The organism is Sphingopyxis sp. HIX (assembly GCF_001468285.1).
Classification (GTDB): Bacteria; Pseudomonadota; Alphaproteobacteria; order Sphingomonadales; family Sphingomonadaceae; genus Sphingopyxis.
Genome location: NZ_LNSB01000001.1, coordinates 72,476 through 88,572, shown reverse-complemented (window position 1 = coordinate 88,572; position 16,097 = coordinate 72,476). Strand labels below are relative to the sequence as shown.

Below are 16,097 nucleotides of genomic sequence, written 5' to 3'. Positions count from 1 at the left end.
GAAGAATGCAGACCGAGAGCATCTGGGACAACAAGGCGATCATCTGCGACGTGCTGGGCCGCGCCCCCGACGTCGAGATGGGGTCGATCGGCGACGGCTGGTCGCTCTGCCGCTGGCGCCAGTTCGTCGGCAGCTACACCCTGCCCGCGCTGCCGCAGCCGATCTTCACCGTCCATGTCGCGGGCAAACCGCAGGTCAAGACCTGGGACCGCGACGGCTGGACCGAGACGAGCTCGATCCCCGGCTGCGCGACGATCGTCCCCGCGGGGCAGCCGACCGGCTGGCTGGTCGACGGCGAGCTCGACGTCGTCACGCTGTCGATGTCATCGGACGTGCTCGCGGGGCAGCCGCACGCCGAACAGTTCAGCAAGATGCGCTTCGCTTTCGCCGATCCACTGGGCGTTGCGCTGACGCGCCAGATCCTGTCCGAACTCTATGCGCCGCAGGCCGAGGAACGCACCGCCTATGTCGCGGCGATGGTGGGCGCGCTCAAAGCCCACATCCTCTCGGGCCCGCCCGCGCACGGCAACCCGACCGAAATCCCGGTCTCGGATTTCTCGGCCTACCGCCTCCACAAGATCATGAACGCGGTGCTCGCCAACCCCGCCGAAGAGCATAGCCTGGAGGCGATGGCCGCGGTCGCGGGGGTCACGCCGTCGCATTTCTGCCGCCTGTTCAAGAAGGCGACGGGCATCTCGCCGCACCAATATGTGATGAAGGCGCGGCTCGACCGCGCGCAGCAGATGCTCGTTCAGACCGACCTCAGCCTCGCCGCTTTGTCCGAGGCGACCGGCTTTACCAGCCAGAGCCATTTCAGCCGCGCCTTTCGCGCCTGGTTCGGCATGGCGCCGAGCGATTATCGCCAGCAGGAACGGCGCGGGCTTTACTGAACGGAGAAGGACATGACAAAAGCGATGGCGGCCGTGGTGCGCCAACCCGGCAGCGATTTCTCGGTGGAGATGATCGAGGTCGAAACGCCGCGCGCGGGCGAAGTACGGGTGCGTATCGCCGGCGTCGGCCTCTGTCACACCGACCTGATCTTTCGTGACCAGTTCGCCCCCTTCGCGCTGCCCGGCGTGCTCGGCCACGAGGGCGCCGGGGTGATCGAGGCGGTCGGCGAGGGCGTCGAGGGACTCGCGGTCGGCGACGAAGTCGTGGTCGGCTTCTCAAGCTGCGGCGCCTGCCCGCGCTGCGACGAACATCTGCCGAGCTATTGCCAGAGCTTCGTGCCGCTGAACTATGCCGGCATGCGGCTCGACGACGGGTCGACCGCCTATGCGAAGGGGGGCGAGCGGGTAACCTCGCATTTCTTCGGCCAGTCGTCCTTTTCGGCGCTCACCGTCACGCGCGCGCGCAATGTGGTGAAGGTCGATACGTCGCAGGTCGCGCTCGAACTGCTCGGGCCGCTCGGCTGCGGCTTCCAGACCGGAGCGGGCGGGGTGATGAACTCGCTCGCCTGCCCCGCGGGGTCGAGCATCGCGATCTTCGGCGGCGGGCCGGTCGGGCTCGCGGCGGTGATGGGTGCGGTGATCCAGGGCTGTTCGACGATCGTGCTGGTCGAGCCGGTCGCGGCGCGGCGCGACATCGCGCTGGAACTCGGTGCGACGCATGTCATCGACCCCGGCCCGGTGGAGAATCTGAGCGAAGCCTTGCGCGCGATCGTGCCCGCGGGGCTCGACTTCGCCTTCGATACCAGCGGCGTCGTGCCGGTGATCGAGGCGGGGCTCGCCGCGCTCGGCAGCCGCGGTGCGATCGGGCTCGTCGGGGTGCCGTCGAAACGCGAGGCGGCGCTCAGCGTCAACATCGCCGCGCTGATGACCCCCGGGCACCGCATTATCGGGATCATCGAGGGCGACAGCGACCCGCAGGCGTTCATCCCCGAACTGATCGCGCATCACGCCGCGGGGCGCTTTCCCTTCGACCGGCTGATCCGGACCTTCCCGCTCGCCGAGATCAACGAGGCGCTGGCGGCGCAGGCGCGCGGCGAATGCATCAAGGTCGTGCTGATACCCTGAGGAGACGAAATATGGATTTCGACCGCGACTATGCGATGCTGATCGACGGCCGGCTCGATGGCGGCAGCGCAAGTTTCGAGGTGCTCAATCCCGCGACCGAACAGGCGATCGGCAGCGCGCCCGATGCGACGCCCGAGGATCTCGACCGCGCGATCGCCGCGGCGCGCGCCGCCTTTCCGGGCTGGGCCGCGACCCCGATCGCCGAGCGCAAGGCGGCGCTCGTCGCGATGGGGCAGGCGGTCATGGCCCACGCCGACGCCTTCAAGCGCCTGCTCACCGCCGAACAGGGCAAGCCGCACGCCGAGGCCGAGGGCGAGATCATGGGCGCGGGCTATTGGCTGATGGGCGCCGCGAGCCTCGACCTGCCGGTGACGGTCAACGAGGACAGCGACGATCGCTACAGCGAGACGCGGCACGTGCCGCTCGGCGTCGTCGGCGCGATCGCACCGTGGAATTTCCCGATGATCCTGGCGATGTTCAAGGTCGGCCCGGCGCTGCTCGCGGGGAACACGATGGTGCTCAAACCCTCGCCCTTCACCCCGCTCGCGACCTTGAAGTTCGGCGAGCTGGTCAAGGACATGCTGCCGCCGGGCGTGCTCAACATCGTCACCGGCGGCGACACGCTGGGGCCGTGGATGACCGCGCACCCCGGCTTCGACAAGATCAGCTTCACCGGGTCGACCGCGACCGGGCGGCGCGTGATGGAATCGGCGGCGCCGACGCTCAAGCGCGTGACGCTCGAACTCGGCGGCAACGACGCCGCGATCGTGATGCCCGACGTCGACGTCGAAAAGGTCGCCGAGGAGCTCTTCTGGGCCGCCTTCCGCAACAACGGCCAGATCTGCATCGCGACCAAGCGCATGTATGTGCACAAGGACATCTACGAACCGCTGAAGGAAGCGCTCGTCGTCTATGCCAAGACGGTGAAGGTCGGCGACGGCTCCGAGCAGGGCACGCAGATCGGCCCGATCAACAACGAAGCGCAATACCGCCGCGTGCTCGAGCTCATCGCGGACGCCAGGGACAAGGGATACAAGTTCCTCCTCGGGGGCGAAGCGGCCGATGTGCCGGGCTATTTCATCCCGGTCACCATCCTCGACAACCCGCCCGAGGACAGCCGCATCGTGCAGGAGGAGCAGTTCGGCCCGGTGCTGCCGCTGCTGAAGTTCGACGATCTCGACGATGTCGTCGCGCGCGCCAATGCCACCGATTATGGCCTCGGCGGGTCGGTGTGGGGGCAGGACGAGGACAAGGCGTTCGAAATCGCCCAGCGGATCGCGAGCGGCACCGTCTGGGTCAACGAAACCCAGCACCTGTCGCCCACCGCGGCCTTCGGCGGGATGAAGCAGTCGGGCGTCGGGGTCGAGGGCGGGCTCGAAGGCCTGCTCGAATATACCAATGCGCAGACGATCGTGCGGCGAAAGAAGGCGTCCGCGCCCGCTTAGGAATCTGGCGCGCGCCGCGTTCGGGCGCTTGTGTTCGCGGGGCGTCGCTGTTAGAGGCGCCCCTCGTTGCCGCTTTAGCTCAGTTGGTAGAGCACATCATTCGTAATGATGGTGCCACAGGTTCGAGTCCTGAAGCGGCACCATTTTCCGCGGATTGCGGGTGTAGCTCAATGGTAGAGCAGAAGCTTCCCAAGCTTACGACATCAGCGGAAATTCATCGATTTTTGTGTAAACTATCGAGAAATCGACTGATTATAAATCAAAGACTTAGCGATATGGTGTAAACCCAATGGCGCGACGGATCGGGTTTCCCTCGCGCTATTCTGGGTCCCGCATCCCGCCAAATTCTCACCTTGAAACTGGCGGGCTTGTTCCCCTCTATTCAGCCGTTGAACGCCGCAATATTCATCGCGAAAGTGCCCGAACGGAAGGCGGCGATATAGCCGAGATCCTCGGCACCGGCGAAGATATTGACGTCCGAGCCGAAGCTGTTGAGCAGCCAGCGGATGATCGTCACTGAGCTGGCCTCCCAATAGAGCATTTCCTCGGGCAGGCGGGAAGCGATGCGCCACACGGCGTCGCGGTTCCAGTCGCTTTCGTCGTTGGCGCTGTTGCCGCTCGAGAAGAGGCCGTCCTCTTCGATCATGATCGTCCAGGCGCCGGCTTCGACCATCGCCTCGGCCTCGCGGATCATCTTCTCGGCGCTGACCTTGCCGCGGTCGCCGGGGCTCCATCCGGTGATCTCAGGCTTGGCCTTCATGCCGAGCGCGTTGACCGCCTTCACCAGCCGCGCCTTGTCCTGCACCGAGATCGAGACGAGCGCCGACGACAGCTCGACGATGTCGAAGCCGAGTTCCTTCGACTGTTCGAGATAGCGGTGGACCGCGACCTCGCCCAGGGGCAGCACAGTTTCGATCAGCCCGCCGGTCGACACCTCGATCTGATTGGCGTGGAGATAGGCGTTGATCTCCTTCACGGTATCGCGGCTCAATAGGCGCTGGGTGCCGCAGGTCCATTTGACGCTGTCGATGAAGTCGCCGAGCCCCTCGACGATCCCCGTCAGCTGGTGGAGCGAATAGGCGGGCGAGCGGATTTCGGTGAGCCCGACGCTGCGCGGCTTGGGCTTGGGCTCGACGATCGGCACGATGTCGCTGAACGCCCTCTCCCTGGCGTCGGTCATGCTCTTCTGCTCCTGAAGCGGGCGCTCGATATTCATGGATTTTCTTTCTGAGGTGCCTCGGACGGCTTTACTGTCGAGAGCAGCGCCAGCCCGATGGCCAGCAGGACGATCACCGGCACGAAGCCGGCTTGTTGGGATTGAGTGGCCGCGGTCGCCCAGCCGATCGCGAGTGGCGCGAGCCAGGCGGTAACGGTGCCGGCCATCGCATAGAGGCCGAAATAGGCGCCCGCCTCGCTGGCGGGGCTGAGCGATGCGAGCAGCGCGCGGCTCGACGCGGTGGTGCCCGAGGTCAGCCCGGTCATGGTGAGAAGTAGCACGAGGAAGACGATATCGGTGACGCGCGCAAAGACCGGCCCGTCCCAGGCGAGCGGGCTGCCGTCGAGCGGCACGAAGAAGATCCGGTCGGGCGATGTGCCGACGATGATGAGCAGCGCTAGAATCATCCCGCTGAGCATGATCTGCAACGTCCGTTTCGACCCGATGCGCATGTCGAGCCGCGCGAGAAAAAAGGCCCCGGTCGCCGCCGCCGCCAGTTGGCCGATGCCGAGCAGAAGAAGCTCGGTCGCGCTCCACCCCATCACTCCTGCCGCGAGCACGCCGGTGAAGATCGAGATGGCGGTGATGCCGTCGGCATAGATCATCCGCGCGAGCAGGAATTTGGCGGCGTTGGGCCGTGCCTTCAGATGCTGCGCAAGCCCGCCAAGATAGGCGAAGGCGCCGCCGAACGACGCACCCCAGCTCTTGTTCGTCGGCGGATAGTCACGCGCGTAGAGCAGGAGCGGCACGCTGGCCGCGATCAGTAGCAGCGCCGCCATGACTGGGACAATTCGCAGATGCTGGAAGCTGGCGGTGTCGAGCCCGAAGAGCGGCACCTCCGGCTGCACGAGCGCGAGGAGGATGAAGATCAGGAACAGGAAACCGCTCGACGAGCCAATGGTGATCGACAGGCCCGAGAGCCGCGCCATCGACCCGCCCGATGCGGCGACGGCGAGGAGCGAATTATGGAGCATCTCGGTGTAGGTGTAGAAGAGCTTGCCGAGCACCAGCAGCGTCACGATCACCGCGATCGGCAGCCCGGCGCCGCCGGGCTTTGCGAACCAGAGCGAGGCGACGACAGCGACGAGAATCGCCATGAAGGCGACGATCCACGGCTTGCGGCGCCCGCGCTGGTCGAGCAGCGCGCCGAGCAACGGCGCAGTGCAGGCGGCGGCGAAGCCCGCATATTTGGCGAAATTCGCGACCTCGGCCTGCCCCGCGACTGTGTCGCCGACGACAGTCTTCGCGAAATAGGGCATGAAGACGACGCCGAGCATCACGACGTAAGGAATGCGCCCGCCCTCGAACAACGCCCAGGCGAGGCCGGGACGATCGAGACGCGCGGGTGCGGCTGCAGCGGGCGTGATCTCGGACGCGGCCGTGCTTGCCATCAGAGGGCTCCCATCGCTTCCCGGTCTTGGAACGGGTTGTCCACGACATGCGGCTTCACCTCGAGCAGCATCGTCTCGCGCTTTTTCGCGGTGTAGGCGGGCCAGTGCGGAAGCAGCTCATTGTCGGGTTTGCCATGGCGCGCAAAGCCGGCCCAGGTGCGGCCCATGATCCGGCTCATCTCGGCAACCTGTGGCGAATCCGCAAACCACGGCGTGCGGCTCATCTCGGTGAGATTGTCGTAATTGCCCATGACGAGCGGCACGTCGGTCCCATGCCCCGCGCCACGCGGGCCATCGGTCGTCCCGCCGGCATAGGTCATCACATAGACAAAGGTCGGCGCCGCCTTGGCCGACGCCTTGGCATTGGCGAGCTTGTTGGAGAGATAGCGCCAGCTGCCCGCGGTCTCGACACGCACCATCAGCGCGCCAGCCGAAAGGCCGGGCCAGATTTTGCGGTAGTGCGCGAGCACCGCATCGGTGCGATCACCGAGCTTGACGAAGGGACCGTCGGCGAGCCGTGCGCGCACTTCGGCCAGGGTCATCGTTTCGAGCTGCTTCAGGCCTTCGGGGCCTTGATAGCCGGCAATCGGTTCGTCGAGCGTGCTGCCGATCATGGTGGGGATCGTCCCGGACGCGCCCGCTGCGACGGCCGCCCCGGGATGCTGGAGCAGGGTCACGCCGTCGACGAGCGGTTGCGGGCCACCGCCGCCGCCATAGCCGCCCTCGGGGTCCTGCCCGGCCTTTGACAGAGCCGCGACGGCTTCGAGGATCGGCGCGGCGGGCATGGTGAGCAATTCACGTGCCCGCGCGCAGTCAAGACCAAGCTTCGCTAGCAGGCGTTCTGTATAAGCCGTCGCGGCAGGCTGCTCGATTGCGGTCGAGAGCGCCCCGCTCATCACGATCGCGCGATGGAACAGGCCCTCCGCGGCGGGCATCGCAAGCAGATGGCTGATCTTCTTGCCGCCACCCGACACGCCGAAGATGGTGACATTGCCCGGATCGCCGCCGAAGGCCGCAATATTGTCCTTAACCCATTGTAGCGCGAGGATCAGGTCGAGATTGCCAGCATTGCCCGATGTGTAAACGCCGCCAAGGATATCGCCGAGATAGAGATAGCCGAGCGGGCCGATACGGTGGTTTAGCGAGACGACAACCACATCTTCGGTCAGTGCGAGATGCGTCCCGTCGCTCATCGGAAGCGACCCTGATCCGGTGCGGAAACCGCCGCCGTGGAGATAGACCATCACCGGACGCTTCGCCCGGTCGGTGGCCGGCGTCCAGATGTTGAGCACCAGGCAGTCTTCAGCGCCAGACAATCCCCGCCCGCCGAGTTGCGGGCAGCTCGGGCCATAGGCCGCGGCCTCGATCACCGCACCGCGTGGCTTGAAGGGCTGCGGCGGCAGGAAGCGCGCCGCGCCGCCCTTCGGCTCACCATAAGGAATGCCCTTGAAGATGCGGACGCCGCGGTCACGGGTCCCGCGCACCTTGCCAGACGTCGTCTCGATCAGCTCCATTGAGTCGTCCATCGCCCTCGCTCGGCCCACCGTGACAGCCGCCGCCAGCCCCGCCGCGCCGCCGAGGAAGCGGCGGCGATGAAGGGGAAGCGCCAATGGCAATGTTGACCTGATTGTCATGGACGCCTCCCCATCGACCGGCACCGCCAGGTTGCCGGTATTCGATCGCTCAGAATTGATAATTGAGTTCGAGATACCACTGACGCGGCGGCGCATAGACATCGATATTGATGCCGTTCGTCGCTCGCAGTTCGTTGCCGCCGACCTTGCCGTTGAAGTTGGTGACGTTGGTCACCGCGAAGGCGGCGCTGAAATTGGTGTCGGCGATGTTGCGCCAGTCGAGCCGGAGGTCGAGCTGGGTGTTTGCCGGGATCGTGCGCTGCGCCTCGATATCGGTGTTGGGCTCGCTCGAATAGAAGGTGCCGCGGTGGTAGATATTGCCCGACAGCGATATGTCCGGGATATCGCCGCCCATCTTGCCGAAGTTGATCGTCGGCCGGATGCCCCACACCCATTTCGAGATGCCCGCAAGGTTGAAGAAGGTAAGGTCGGGGAAGGTTGCGACCGGATATTGCGGAAAATTGCCGCCGTTCGGATATTCGCGATATTTGCCGTCGGTCAGCGTCACGAAGGCGCCGAGATTGAACCAGCCATAATTGACGTTGGCATCGAAATCGAAGCCCTGAATTCGCGCCTTGGCGACATTCGCGAGGAACACCGTCGGCGTGCCATTGACCGGCTGGGTCACACTGCGCTGGGCATTGTTGTAATTGTCGCGGAAGATGTCGAACGAGACGAGGCCCCGCAGATCGCCCGAATGCCAGCCGATCTTGGTGCCGATCTCGTAGTCGGTCACCGTCTCGGGCGCATAGAATTCAAACCCCGGCGCGAAGCGGCTGTTGCGGCCGCCCGGATTATAGCCGCTGCGCGTCGTGGCATAGACCATGAAGTCTTTCGAGAACTGATATTGCGCGGCGAGCGTATAGGTCCCTTTCTCTGACTTCACCGTGAAATAGGTCTCGCCGGGGATCGACCGGATCCGCGAGCCGGGGACGAGGAACGGCGGCGCGCCATTCATCGTCAACATCTGCGACGCGATCGTGCCATTGACGAGCAGCGGCGAGAGCGACGAGATCGTCTGCGACGCCGACTTGCGGCTGCTCCACGTATAACGATAGCCGCCGGTCAGCGAGAATTGGTCGGTGATGTTGATCGTCGCTTGGCCGTAGAGCGCCTTGTCGATGCCGCGCGTCCGGCTCACCGTCGTCTGAGCGCCGGTCCAGCAATAGAAGGCGCCGTCGGGTCCCGCGTCAGCGCGCGCGCCGAGCGCGCCGCAGCCCGCCGCGGTTGTCGACTGCGCGATATAGCCGCCGTAGAAAACGTTGGAGCCACCAAGATAGAAGGGCGTCCAGTTCTTCTCATAATAGCCGCCGGTCGTGAACTCGATAAGGTCGTCGAACAGGCTGCCCTGCAGCTGCAGTTCCTCGGTCAGCCCGTCGCTCGGCCCGCGCGTCGCGTTGATCTGTTCGAGCATCGGCAGGCCGAGGCCGTCGATATTAACCGACGTCGGCCCCTGCCCCTTGGTGCGCTGGCGGCTGAAGATATTCTTGATCGAGATATCGGGGCTGAGTTCGACCACCGTGGTGTTGATCAGCCCGAGCTGGCGCGAGTTCGGATTGCCGTAATTGACATTGTTTTCGTTCACGACATAGGGCGAACGGCCTGCTGCCGCCACCACCTGACCCTGCGCATATTCGAGCCAGGTCGGGCAGATATTGCCGGGGCAGGCAATACCGTTCAGCTGCGCGATGATCGGCGCGATGCGCTGGGTGTTGCCGCGATTGAGCGCGGCGCTGCCCGAGTTGAACTGGCGCGCAATCGTCGCGACACCCGAGCGCGTCGGGTCTTCGACATAGTCGGCGACGAGGATCGTCGTGTTGGTCAGCCAGTCGGCAGGGGTGAACTTGACGATGGCGCGATAGGATTGGCCGTCGCGGCCGTCCTGCCGGCTGTCGTTGTAGAGGTTACGCGAAAAGCCGCTACTCTTGAGGAACTGCCCCGCGAGGCGGACGGTCAAGAGGTCAGGCGCAACCGGCACGGTAACCCCGAACTCGAGGTCGCGGCGGCCATATTGGCCCACCTTGAAATTGCCATAGCCCTCGAACTCGTCGCCCGGCATCTGCGGCGTGAAGAGGATCGCGCCGCCGGTGGTGACGCGGCCGAACAGCGTGCCGACCGGCCCCTTGAGCACCTGAACATTCTGCAGGTCATAAAAGGGCGTGCCGATGTCGGGCACTTCGGCGAAATAGGTTGCGACACCGGCAAGGCCGGTCGTGCCCTGCCCGCGGATTGCGAAGCGCGAAGTGCGGCGCGACTGGTTGGCGCCGAGCTGCGCGGTGAGGCCGGGAGTCACCTTGATCAGGTCGGGCGCGGTGCTGACATCCTTCTCGCGCAGCATTTCGCCCGAAGCGACACTGACCGCGACCGGCGTTTCGAGGATCGATTCCTCGCGGCGCTGCGCGGTGACGATGATCATCGTCGGATCGGCGTCACTGGCGGCCTGCTCTTCGTCGGCAGGCGGCGTAGCCTGCGCGAACGCCGCTGCCGGCATCAGGGCCGCCAGGCCGGCCGCGGCCAGCAAGGCCGCCCGAAAATTGCATGCGCCGCGGGCGCCGTCCTGCTTCCCAGTCATCCCTCTCCCTCCCTGCTCGTTCAAAGTTGAGCATGTGTCAATTTTGGAACTCGCAATTTACTGGCTGGCTGTCAAGCAAGTTTTTGCTGTCCAGCCAGCCAATGCTTGCCTAGGCCCCTGCCAAGGCCCATAGACGGGTCGTTTTCGGGACAATGATTCAGGGGGTTGGGTGCGGCGCACGCAGGAAGAACGGCGGCAGGAGTCCGAAAGCCGGTTGCTCGCGGCAGCGGTCAAGCTGATCGCCGAAAAGGGCGCGAACGGCTTCACCCTCGCCGAGGTCGGGCACGAGGCAGGATACAGCCGCAGCCTGCCGGGCCATTATTTCGAGACCAAGGAAGCGCTGCTCGCGCGCGTCGTCGAGCATATCACGCGCGACTCGCTCGCCGCGATCACCGACCCCGACGCCGAACCCGGCATCGAATCGATGCGCGCGCGCTGGGGGCGTGCGCTGGCCGCGGAAGGCGCCGATTCCTTTCGCACGCGCGCGCTTTATGCGCTCTTCCTCGGCGCGATGTTCGACCCCGAACTCGCAAAGATCATGGCGCGCTACAACCAGGCGACAGTCTCGCGCATCGCCGACAGCCTGCGCGAGGCGATTGCGCGTGGCGACGTGCGCAGCGACATCGACGTCGAGGTCGAGGCGCAGGCGCTGCTGCTGTTCCGCCGCGGGTCGGCGCTGGTCCATTTCACCGACCCCGCGCTCGACCTGGTCAGCATCCTCGACGGTTATCTGACGCAGGTCGCCGAGCGGCTGAAACCCTAACCCGCCGCGACCGGGCCTTTCGCAGCCTCGGCGAGATATTCCTCGGCGCGATAGGGCAGGATCAGGTCGCCAAGCAAAGCGCCGTCGACCGCGGCGCGGACTGCGTCCCTATAAGCCTCGTCGGTCGGGTAGAGCCGCCGCAGCGCGTCTTCGGCGAGCGGCTTACGCCCGCCGCGCGCGGGCGACGTCTTGGTGTCAAACATCGCCGTCGGTGCCTCGACCTCGGGCAGGCGCACGCCGCCGAGCGCATTGCCGTGGACGTCGGTGACGATATCGCGGAGCGTCGCGCCGCGCAGCAGTCGCGGATGCCTCGCGAGCGGCGCACCGCCCTCCTTCCAGCGGACGAGCGCGAGCCCCGCGGCCGCCATCGTCGGCATAAAGCGCACCATCCGCGCGTCCGAGCCGCCGACCGAATCCTTGATCCCGTCGCGCTCCGCGACGCTCGCGCGATAGCCGGTATCGCACGCCGAGCCATGGACGCTGCACGCCAGCTCCCAAAGGCGCAGCTTCGCGGCATCCGCCTGCGGCGGCACGCGGTGCATGCGCGCTTCGGTTTCCGACAACATGACCAGGATCGGCACGTCGAGGTCATCGCGGATCACCGTCTCGACGATGCGCGCGAAGAAGCGCTTGTTGTAGTCGGCCGCGCTCTCGCCCGGAATGATCTCGGGGTTCGCCAGCTCGCTGCCGCCGCCGACGAGCACGCAGGGGATGAAGGCTGAGAAGAATTGCGCGAGCGGATGCACCGCGTTGATATAGGTCGCGAGCCGCGCCGCCGACTGCGACTCGCCGGTCGCGATGACATGCCTGGCGTTGAGTCCGGCGAGCGGATCTGGGCCGCTCCGTCCCTTCGCCGAGACCAGCGCCTGCGCCACCTGGGTGAAGATATCATAGGAAAAGGCGTCGCCCGGATGGACGAGGCCGCCGTAGCGATCTCTGTCCCACGCCTTCAGCCCGGCGGTCGGCACGCTGTCGAGCCCCTCGATCCCGACGCGCTGCGCCGAGATCGCGACATAGACATAGCCGCTTTGCCAGAAGCTCTGGTTTACCGCATTGTTGAGATCGCTGAAGGTTGAAACGTTAGTCCATTCTGCCATTACGACGCCGTTGAACCTCGCGGGGTCCTTGGGGCGGTGAACGATGACGCGCGTCTTGTATGCGGCGCGGGCATCGGGGGCGACCTTCCACCGCCCATCCTTCGTCAATTCGCCGACCGGCTTGAAGCTCTGCGCCGTGCCCGAGACGAAATACTCCTCCTCAACATAGCCGTGCGCCACCATATCGCCATAGAAGGCGCCGTAAATTTGGCCGCGCTTGCCACCTGAAACAGGGCCTTCGATTTTCGTCACGGCGGGCGATTTCGCAGCGGCGGCGGTCGCGGTAAGGGCGACAGTTCCAGCGGCGGCCGCGGTCAGGGCAAATTCTCGGCGTGACAGCATGTCTTCATCTCCGAATGATCAATTGGTCGGCGGAATGTCGGCGGCGCGCGCCTGCGCGGCATATTCCTCCGCGCGCGCAGGCAGGATGACGCCTGCCGCGAGCGCGGCATTGGCGGCAGTGGTGACGCGGTCGACGTAGTCCATGTGGTTCGGGTAGAGCCGCTTCAGTTCGTCAGTTGCGAAGGGATGCGTTTCGCCCGCGAGGAAATGCTTCGTCCCTTGCCCTCTGTAGCTCGCGATCGGAACTTGAAGCTCGGGGAGTCGCACCCCGCCCATCGCATTGCCATGCGCGTCGCGCGAGATCGTCTTGCCGTCGGCCTCGAAGGCGATAGGCGGCTGTGCGGGCGGCGGCGGACCGCCGGCGAGCCAGCGATGGACGTGATGGATCGCGGCGTCGGAGGTCGGCTGCCACGACACATTGCTCGCCGCATCGAAGGCGTGCCAGCGGCTGCCGACGCCGTCGCGATCCTCCTTGCCGTGGATGATCTTGAGCAGCTCGGCGGGACCGTGCGACGCTCCCGCGACTTCCCAGCTGCGATAGGAGGGCGTGTCGGGCTGGCGGTTCGGACGGAAGAATGGAGCCTCGAACTCGGTGTTGAGCTGCATCGCGGGAACGGAGAGATCGTCGCGCACCCGCGTAAACAACGGCCGCGCCCGCGCCGCGGCGACACCCGGCGCCGCGCCGCCCTCAAACGGCGCCGCCGCGCCCGCGCAAAGCATCGGCATCAGCGCGTCATAGGTCCGCGCGAGCGGCTGGACGCCGTTCGCATAGGCGAGGATGCGACTGCCCGATTGCGACAGTCCTGCGCCAATCAGCTTTTTCACCCTGAAGCCGTGGAGCGGATGCCCGCGCGCACTATTGGCGCGCAGCGCCCGCCCGGCCTGGGTGAAGATGTCGTAGGACCAGTCGTCGCCGGGATGAACGAGCATGGCATAGCGCTCAGCGTCCCAACTCTTCAGCCCCTGCGGCATGTCACCCTCGCCGATCACGCCGCCATATTGCGGCGTCACCCCGACATAGGCGAAGCCGTCGTAGAGCCCGTCGCCGTCGAGAAAGCCAACGTCGAAGCCGAGGCTGACGTTCAGCCATTCGACGAGGATCGTGCCGTTGAACTGCTTCGGATCCTTCGGCCGCCGCACATAGAGGCGCGTCACATAGGGGCGCCGCTCGCCGGGTGTCAGAGTCCATTTGCCGTCGGGGTTCAGCACGCCCGCGACGCCATAGCGCTCAGCCTCGCCGCTCAGCAGATATTCCTCCTCGACATAGCCTCGCGCGGCGAGGTCGGTCAGCGTCGTGCCGAATATCCGGCCGCGTCCCACCACGGGCATCAGGCGAAGCCCGGCGCCCGCGTATTCCGCCGCGCGGGCGCCGACCCCCATCGCGCCGAGCGCCGCCCCCACTAGCGCCGTCGCGGCAAAACTGCGTCTGCTCATCCGCATCATCCGCTCCTTGTCGATCAATAGAAGGGGGTCGGGCCGCCGGCGGATTTGGCGACATAATGGTCGCGGTGGCGCGGCAGGATCAGCCCCGCCTCCAGCGCCCAGTCGGCCACCGCTGCGATCCGCGCCGCATAATCAGCGTCGTCTCGGTAGATCGCCTTCAGCGTCGCTGCGTCGAAAGGCTCGAGCCGCCCGGCGGCGTCGTTCGTCTGCGTGACATATCGCGCCGCGGGCACCATGATTTCGGGCAGGCGGACGCCGCCCTTCGCATTGCCGAAGTCGTCGATAACGGGAGCATTCTTATCGCCCGAAACTTCGATCCGGTCGAAGCGACCGAGCGATGCGCCGCCCGACAACCAGCGGTCGAGACCCACCGCGGCCGCTTCGAGGATCGGAAAAAGATCGACCATCTTCGGCCAGCGGGCCGCCATGTTCGGCACCCCGTCGCGCGCCGAGATGTCAGGTCGCCGCCCGCCCCCGATCGCCGACGCATGGGTCGCGCCCGCGACCTCCCAGAAGCGATACCACTCGGTGTCGGGCTGGCGGCTCGCGACGAAATATGGCGTTTCGGTCTCTGAATTGACGATCAGCACCGGCACCTTCTGGTCGGTGCGCACATGCGTCTGCACCGTCCGCGCGCGGCGGATATTATTGTTCTCGTCGAGCGTCTTCGCCGGATCGTAGACAAAGTCGCCGAACTCGGTCGAGCGCCCGACAGCAACGACGATCATGAAGGCATCAAAGACATTGGCGAGCCGGTGCACCGCGTTGACATAGGACAGAAGCCGCGCCGCCGATTGCGATTCGCCAAGCGCGAAGAGGCGCTTCACCGCAAGTCCGCCCATCGGGTCCAAGCCGCGCGTCGCGCGTTTCGGCCCAAGTGAGCGGGCAACCTGCGAGAAGATGTCGTAGGAGAAGCTATCGCCCTCGATTGCCAGCGATCCGTAGCGCTCGGCATCCCATTGCTTGACGCCGAGCGGGCGTTCTTTCGTCCCTTCAAGACCCATGCGCTGCGCCGAGATGGCGGCATAAGCATAGCCGTCTTTCCAGAACTGCTGGTTCACCGCCGACGAGACTTCAAAGCCCGCCGACACGTTGGTCCATTCGCAAATGAGCGTGCCGTTGAAACGCGCAGGATCGCGCGGGCGCTGGATAACGACCCGAGTTTTGAAACCCGATGATCGATAGGGCCGGACCGTCCAGGCGCCGTCCGGTCCAAGGTCGCCATCCGGGGCGTAGGATTCCGCCATGCCGGATAAGAAATATTCTTCCTCGACATAGCCATGTGCCGCAAGATCGTAGGCATACGCCCCGAAAATCCGGTCACGCACTCCGCCGACGATCGGCCCTTCAAACGCTGTTTGGGAGGCCGCCTCAACGGGGAGTGCGCGGAGTGCCAAAGCGGTCGCCGCCGTCGCACCAATATATTGCCCGAACATCCGGCGATCCAATTGTTCTCTCCCGCAACCCAGCCTGCAGATATATACTTGCTTGCCATCAAGCAAGTATATATCTGCAGGAGGATACTAGGCGACGCTACCGTCCGCCTAGGCTTTCATATTTCTCTCGTAGCGCGGGGATGGCCTGGCATAATTCAACTCGCGTCCGCTGAAGGGCGTCGTCGCGCTCCTTGAGCAGCCTTCGAGCCTGTTCAGCGCGACCTCGGTAGATATCCTTCCAGCCATCCACTTCCGACGGCGCCAGCCCCATCTCCGCTCCGATGGACTTTCTGATCCGCCATTCCTGCTCAGGGGAAACATTGTCGATGTTGTCGGCCATTGCGATATCGACTTCCGCTAGGGCGTATTTTCCGGTCGGGTCGCCGCCGCTAGCGCCATTTTTACAAGCGTCAACGGCGTGATCGAGGCGATCCTTCGCGACCTTAAGATCGTCATCCATACTGACCGGAGCAACCGCCGGTTCATCCAGAGATGCACTTGAGCGATCGCACTGGCTGAGAAGAAAGATGACGCCGAAGAACGGCAGAGCAATTCCCCCAAAGACGCCCAGCGCACGAGCAGCGCTGTCCCCGCCGACACCACGCGAAAGATCGGTGGACAGTCCAAATCGTTGGCCGCAGCGCTGGCAAGCTTCATCGGCGGCGACTGCTGACGCACCACAAGCCGGACAATTTTCCACCATTGAAACTACCCCGCGATGTGAATGCCCCCTTTTCCGAGGG

The 16,097-nt window shown here is 65.3% G+C and carries 12 protein-coding genes and 1 tRNA gene; 5 read left to right on the top strand and 8 right to left on the bottom strand.

Going from position 1 to position 16,097, the window contains the following annotated elements:
- The first annotated feature begins 5 nt into the window (after nucleotides 1-5).
- The 4 genes from ATE62_RS00385 to ATE62_RS00370 all read left to right on the top strand — a co-directional run bounded on the left by ATE62_RS00385 (nucleotide 6) and on the right by ATE62_RS00370 (nucleotide 3,603).
- Complete coding sequence (locus tag ATE62_RS00385; protein ID WP_058807344.1) at nucleotides 6-890, top strand: helix-turn-helix domain-containing protein; 885 nt, start codon at nucleotides 6-8, stop codon at nucleotides 888-890.
- A 12-nt stretch (nucleotides 891-902) separates the two neighbouring features.
- A complete protein-coding gene (locus ATE62_RS00380; RefSeq protein ID WP_058807343.1) occupies nucleotides 903-2,015 on the top strand; it encodes an NAD(P)-dependent alcohol dehydrogenase in 1,113 nt (370 codons plus the stop codon).
- A gap of 11 nt (nucleotides 2,016-2,026) precedes the next feature.
- Nucleotides 2,027-3,460, top strand: a complete 1,434-nt coding sequence (locus tag ATE62_RS00375; protein WP_058807342.1) for an aldehyde dehydrogenase family protein — start codon at nucleotides 2,027-2,029, stop codon at nucleotides 3,458-3,460.
- Between the two features lie 68 nt (nucleotides 3,461-3,528).
- Nucleotides 3,529-3,603, top strand: a tRNA-Thr gene (locus tag ATE62_RS00370).
- Nucleotides 3,604-3,842: 239 nt separating this feature from the next.
- Here ATE62_RS00370 and ATE62_RS00365 read toward each other — a convergent pair.
- The 4 genes from ATE62_RS00365 to ATE62_RS00350 form a co-directional block, all read right to left on the bottom strand.
- Entirely contained in the window at nucleotides 3,843-4,640 is a 798-nt protein-coding gene (locus tag ATE62_RS00365) for a phosphosulfolactate synthase (protein WP_197411630.1), read from the bottom strand.
- A gap of 32 nt (nucleotides 4,641-4,672) precedes the next feature.
- Entirely contained in the window at nucleotides 4,673-6,067 is a 1,395-nt protein-coding gene (locus ATE62_RS00360) for an MFS transporter (protein WP_058807340.1), read from the bottom strand.
- Nucleotides 6,067-7,593 (bottom strand): carboxylesterase/lipase family protein, encoded by a 1,527-nt coding sequence (locus ATE62_RS00355; RefSeq protein ID WP_197411629.1) that lies wholly within the window; start codon nucleotides 7,591-7,593, stop codon nucleotides 6,067-6,069. The genes ATE62_RS00360 and ATE62_RS00355 overlap by 1 nt, the downstream gene beginning before the upstream one ends.
- Nucleotides 7,594-7,750: 157 nt before the next feature.
- Nucleotides 7,751-10,192 carry a TonB-dependent receptor gene (locus ATE62_RS00350; RefSeq protein ID WP_197411628.1) on the bottom strand — a complete coding sequence of 814 codons (2,442 nt, stop codon included), beginning with the start codon at nucleotides 10,190-10,192 and terminating at the stop codon, nucleotides 7,751-7,753.
- Nucleotides 10,193-10,442: 250 nt separating this feature from the next.
- Here ATE62_RS00350 and ATE62_RS00345 point away from each other — a divergent pair, with 250 nt between their 5' ends.
- Entirely contained in the window at nucleotides 10,443-11,036 is a 594-nt protein-coding gene (locus tag ATE62_RS00345; protein ID WP_058807337.1) for a TetR/AcrR family transcriptional regulator, read from the top strand.
- Here ATE62_RS00345 and ATE62_RS00340 read toward each other — a convergent pair.
- The 4 genes from ATE62_RS00340 to ATE62_RS23095 form a co-directional block, all read right to left on the bottom strand.
- Complete coding sequence (locus ATE62_RS00340; RefSeq protein WP_156420471.1) at nucleotides 11,033-12,385, bottom strand: alpha/beta hydrolase domain-containing protein; 1,353 nt, start codon at nucleotides 12,383-12,385, stop codon at nucleotides 11,033-11,035. The two genes, ATE62_RS00345 and ATE62_RS00340, sit on opposite strands and share 4 nt — an antisense overlap.
- Before the next feature lie 108 nt (nucleotides 12,386-12,493).
- Nucleotides 12,494-13,909, bottom strand: a complete 1,416-nt coding sequence (locus ATE62_RS00335; protein WP_156420470.1) for an alpha/beta hydrolase domain-containing protein — start codon at nucleotides 13,907-13,909, stop codon at nucleotides 12,494-12,496.
- Between the two features lie 23 nt (nucleotides 13,910-13,932).
- Entirely contained in the window at nucleotides 13,933-15,354 is a 1,422-nt protein-coding gene (locus ATE62_RS00330; protein WP_058818402.1) for an alpha/beta hydrolase domain-containing protein, read from the bottom strand.
- Between the two features lie 97 nt (nucleotides 15,355-15,451).
- The gene (locus ATE62_RS23095; protein ID WP_156420468.1) at nucleotides 15,452-16,057 is read right to left on the bottom strand and encodes a hypothetical protein; all 606 of its coding nucleotides are present in this window, start codon (nucleotides 16,055-16,057) and stop codon (nucleotides 15,452-15,454) included.
- Nucleotides 16,058-16,097: the final 40 nt, after the last annotated feature.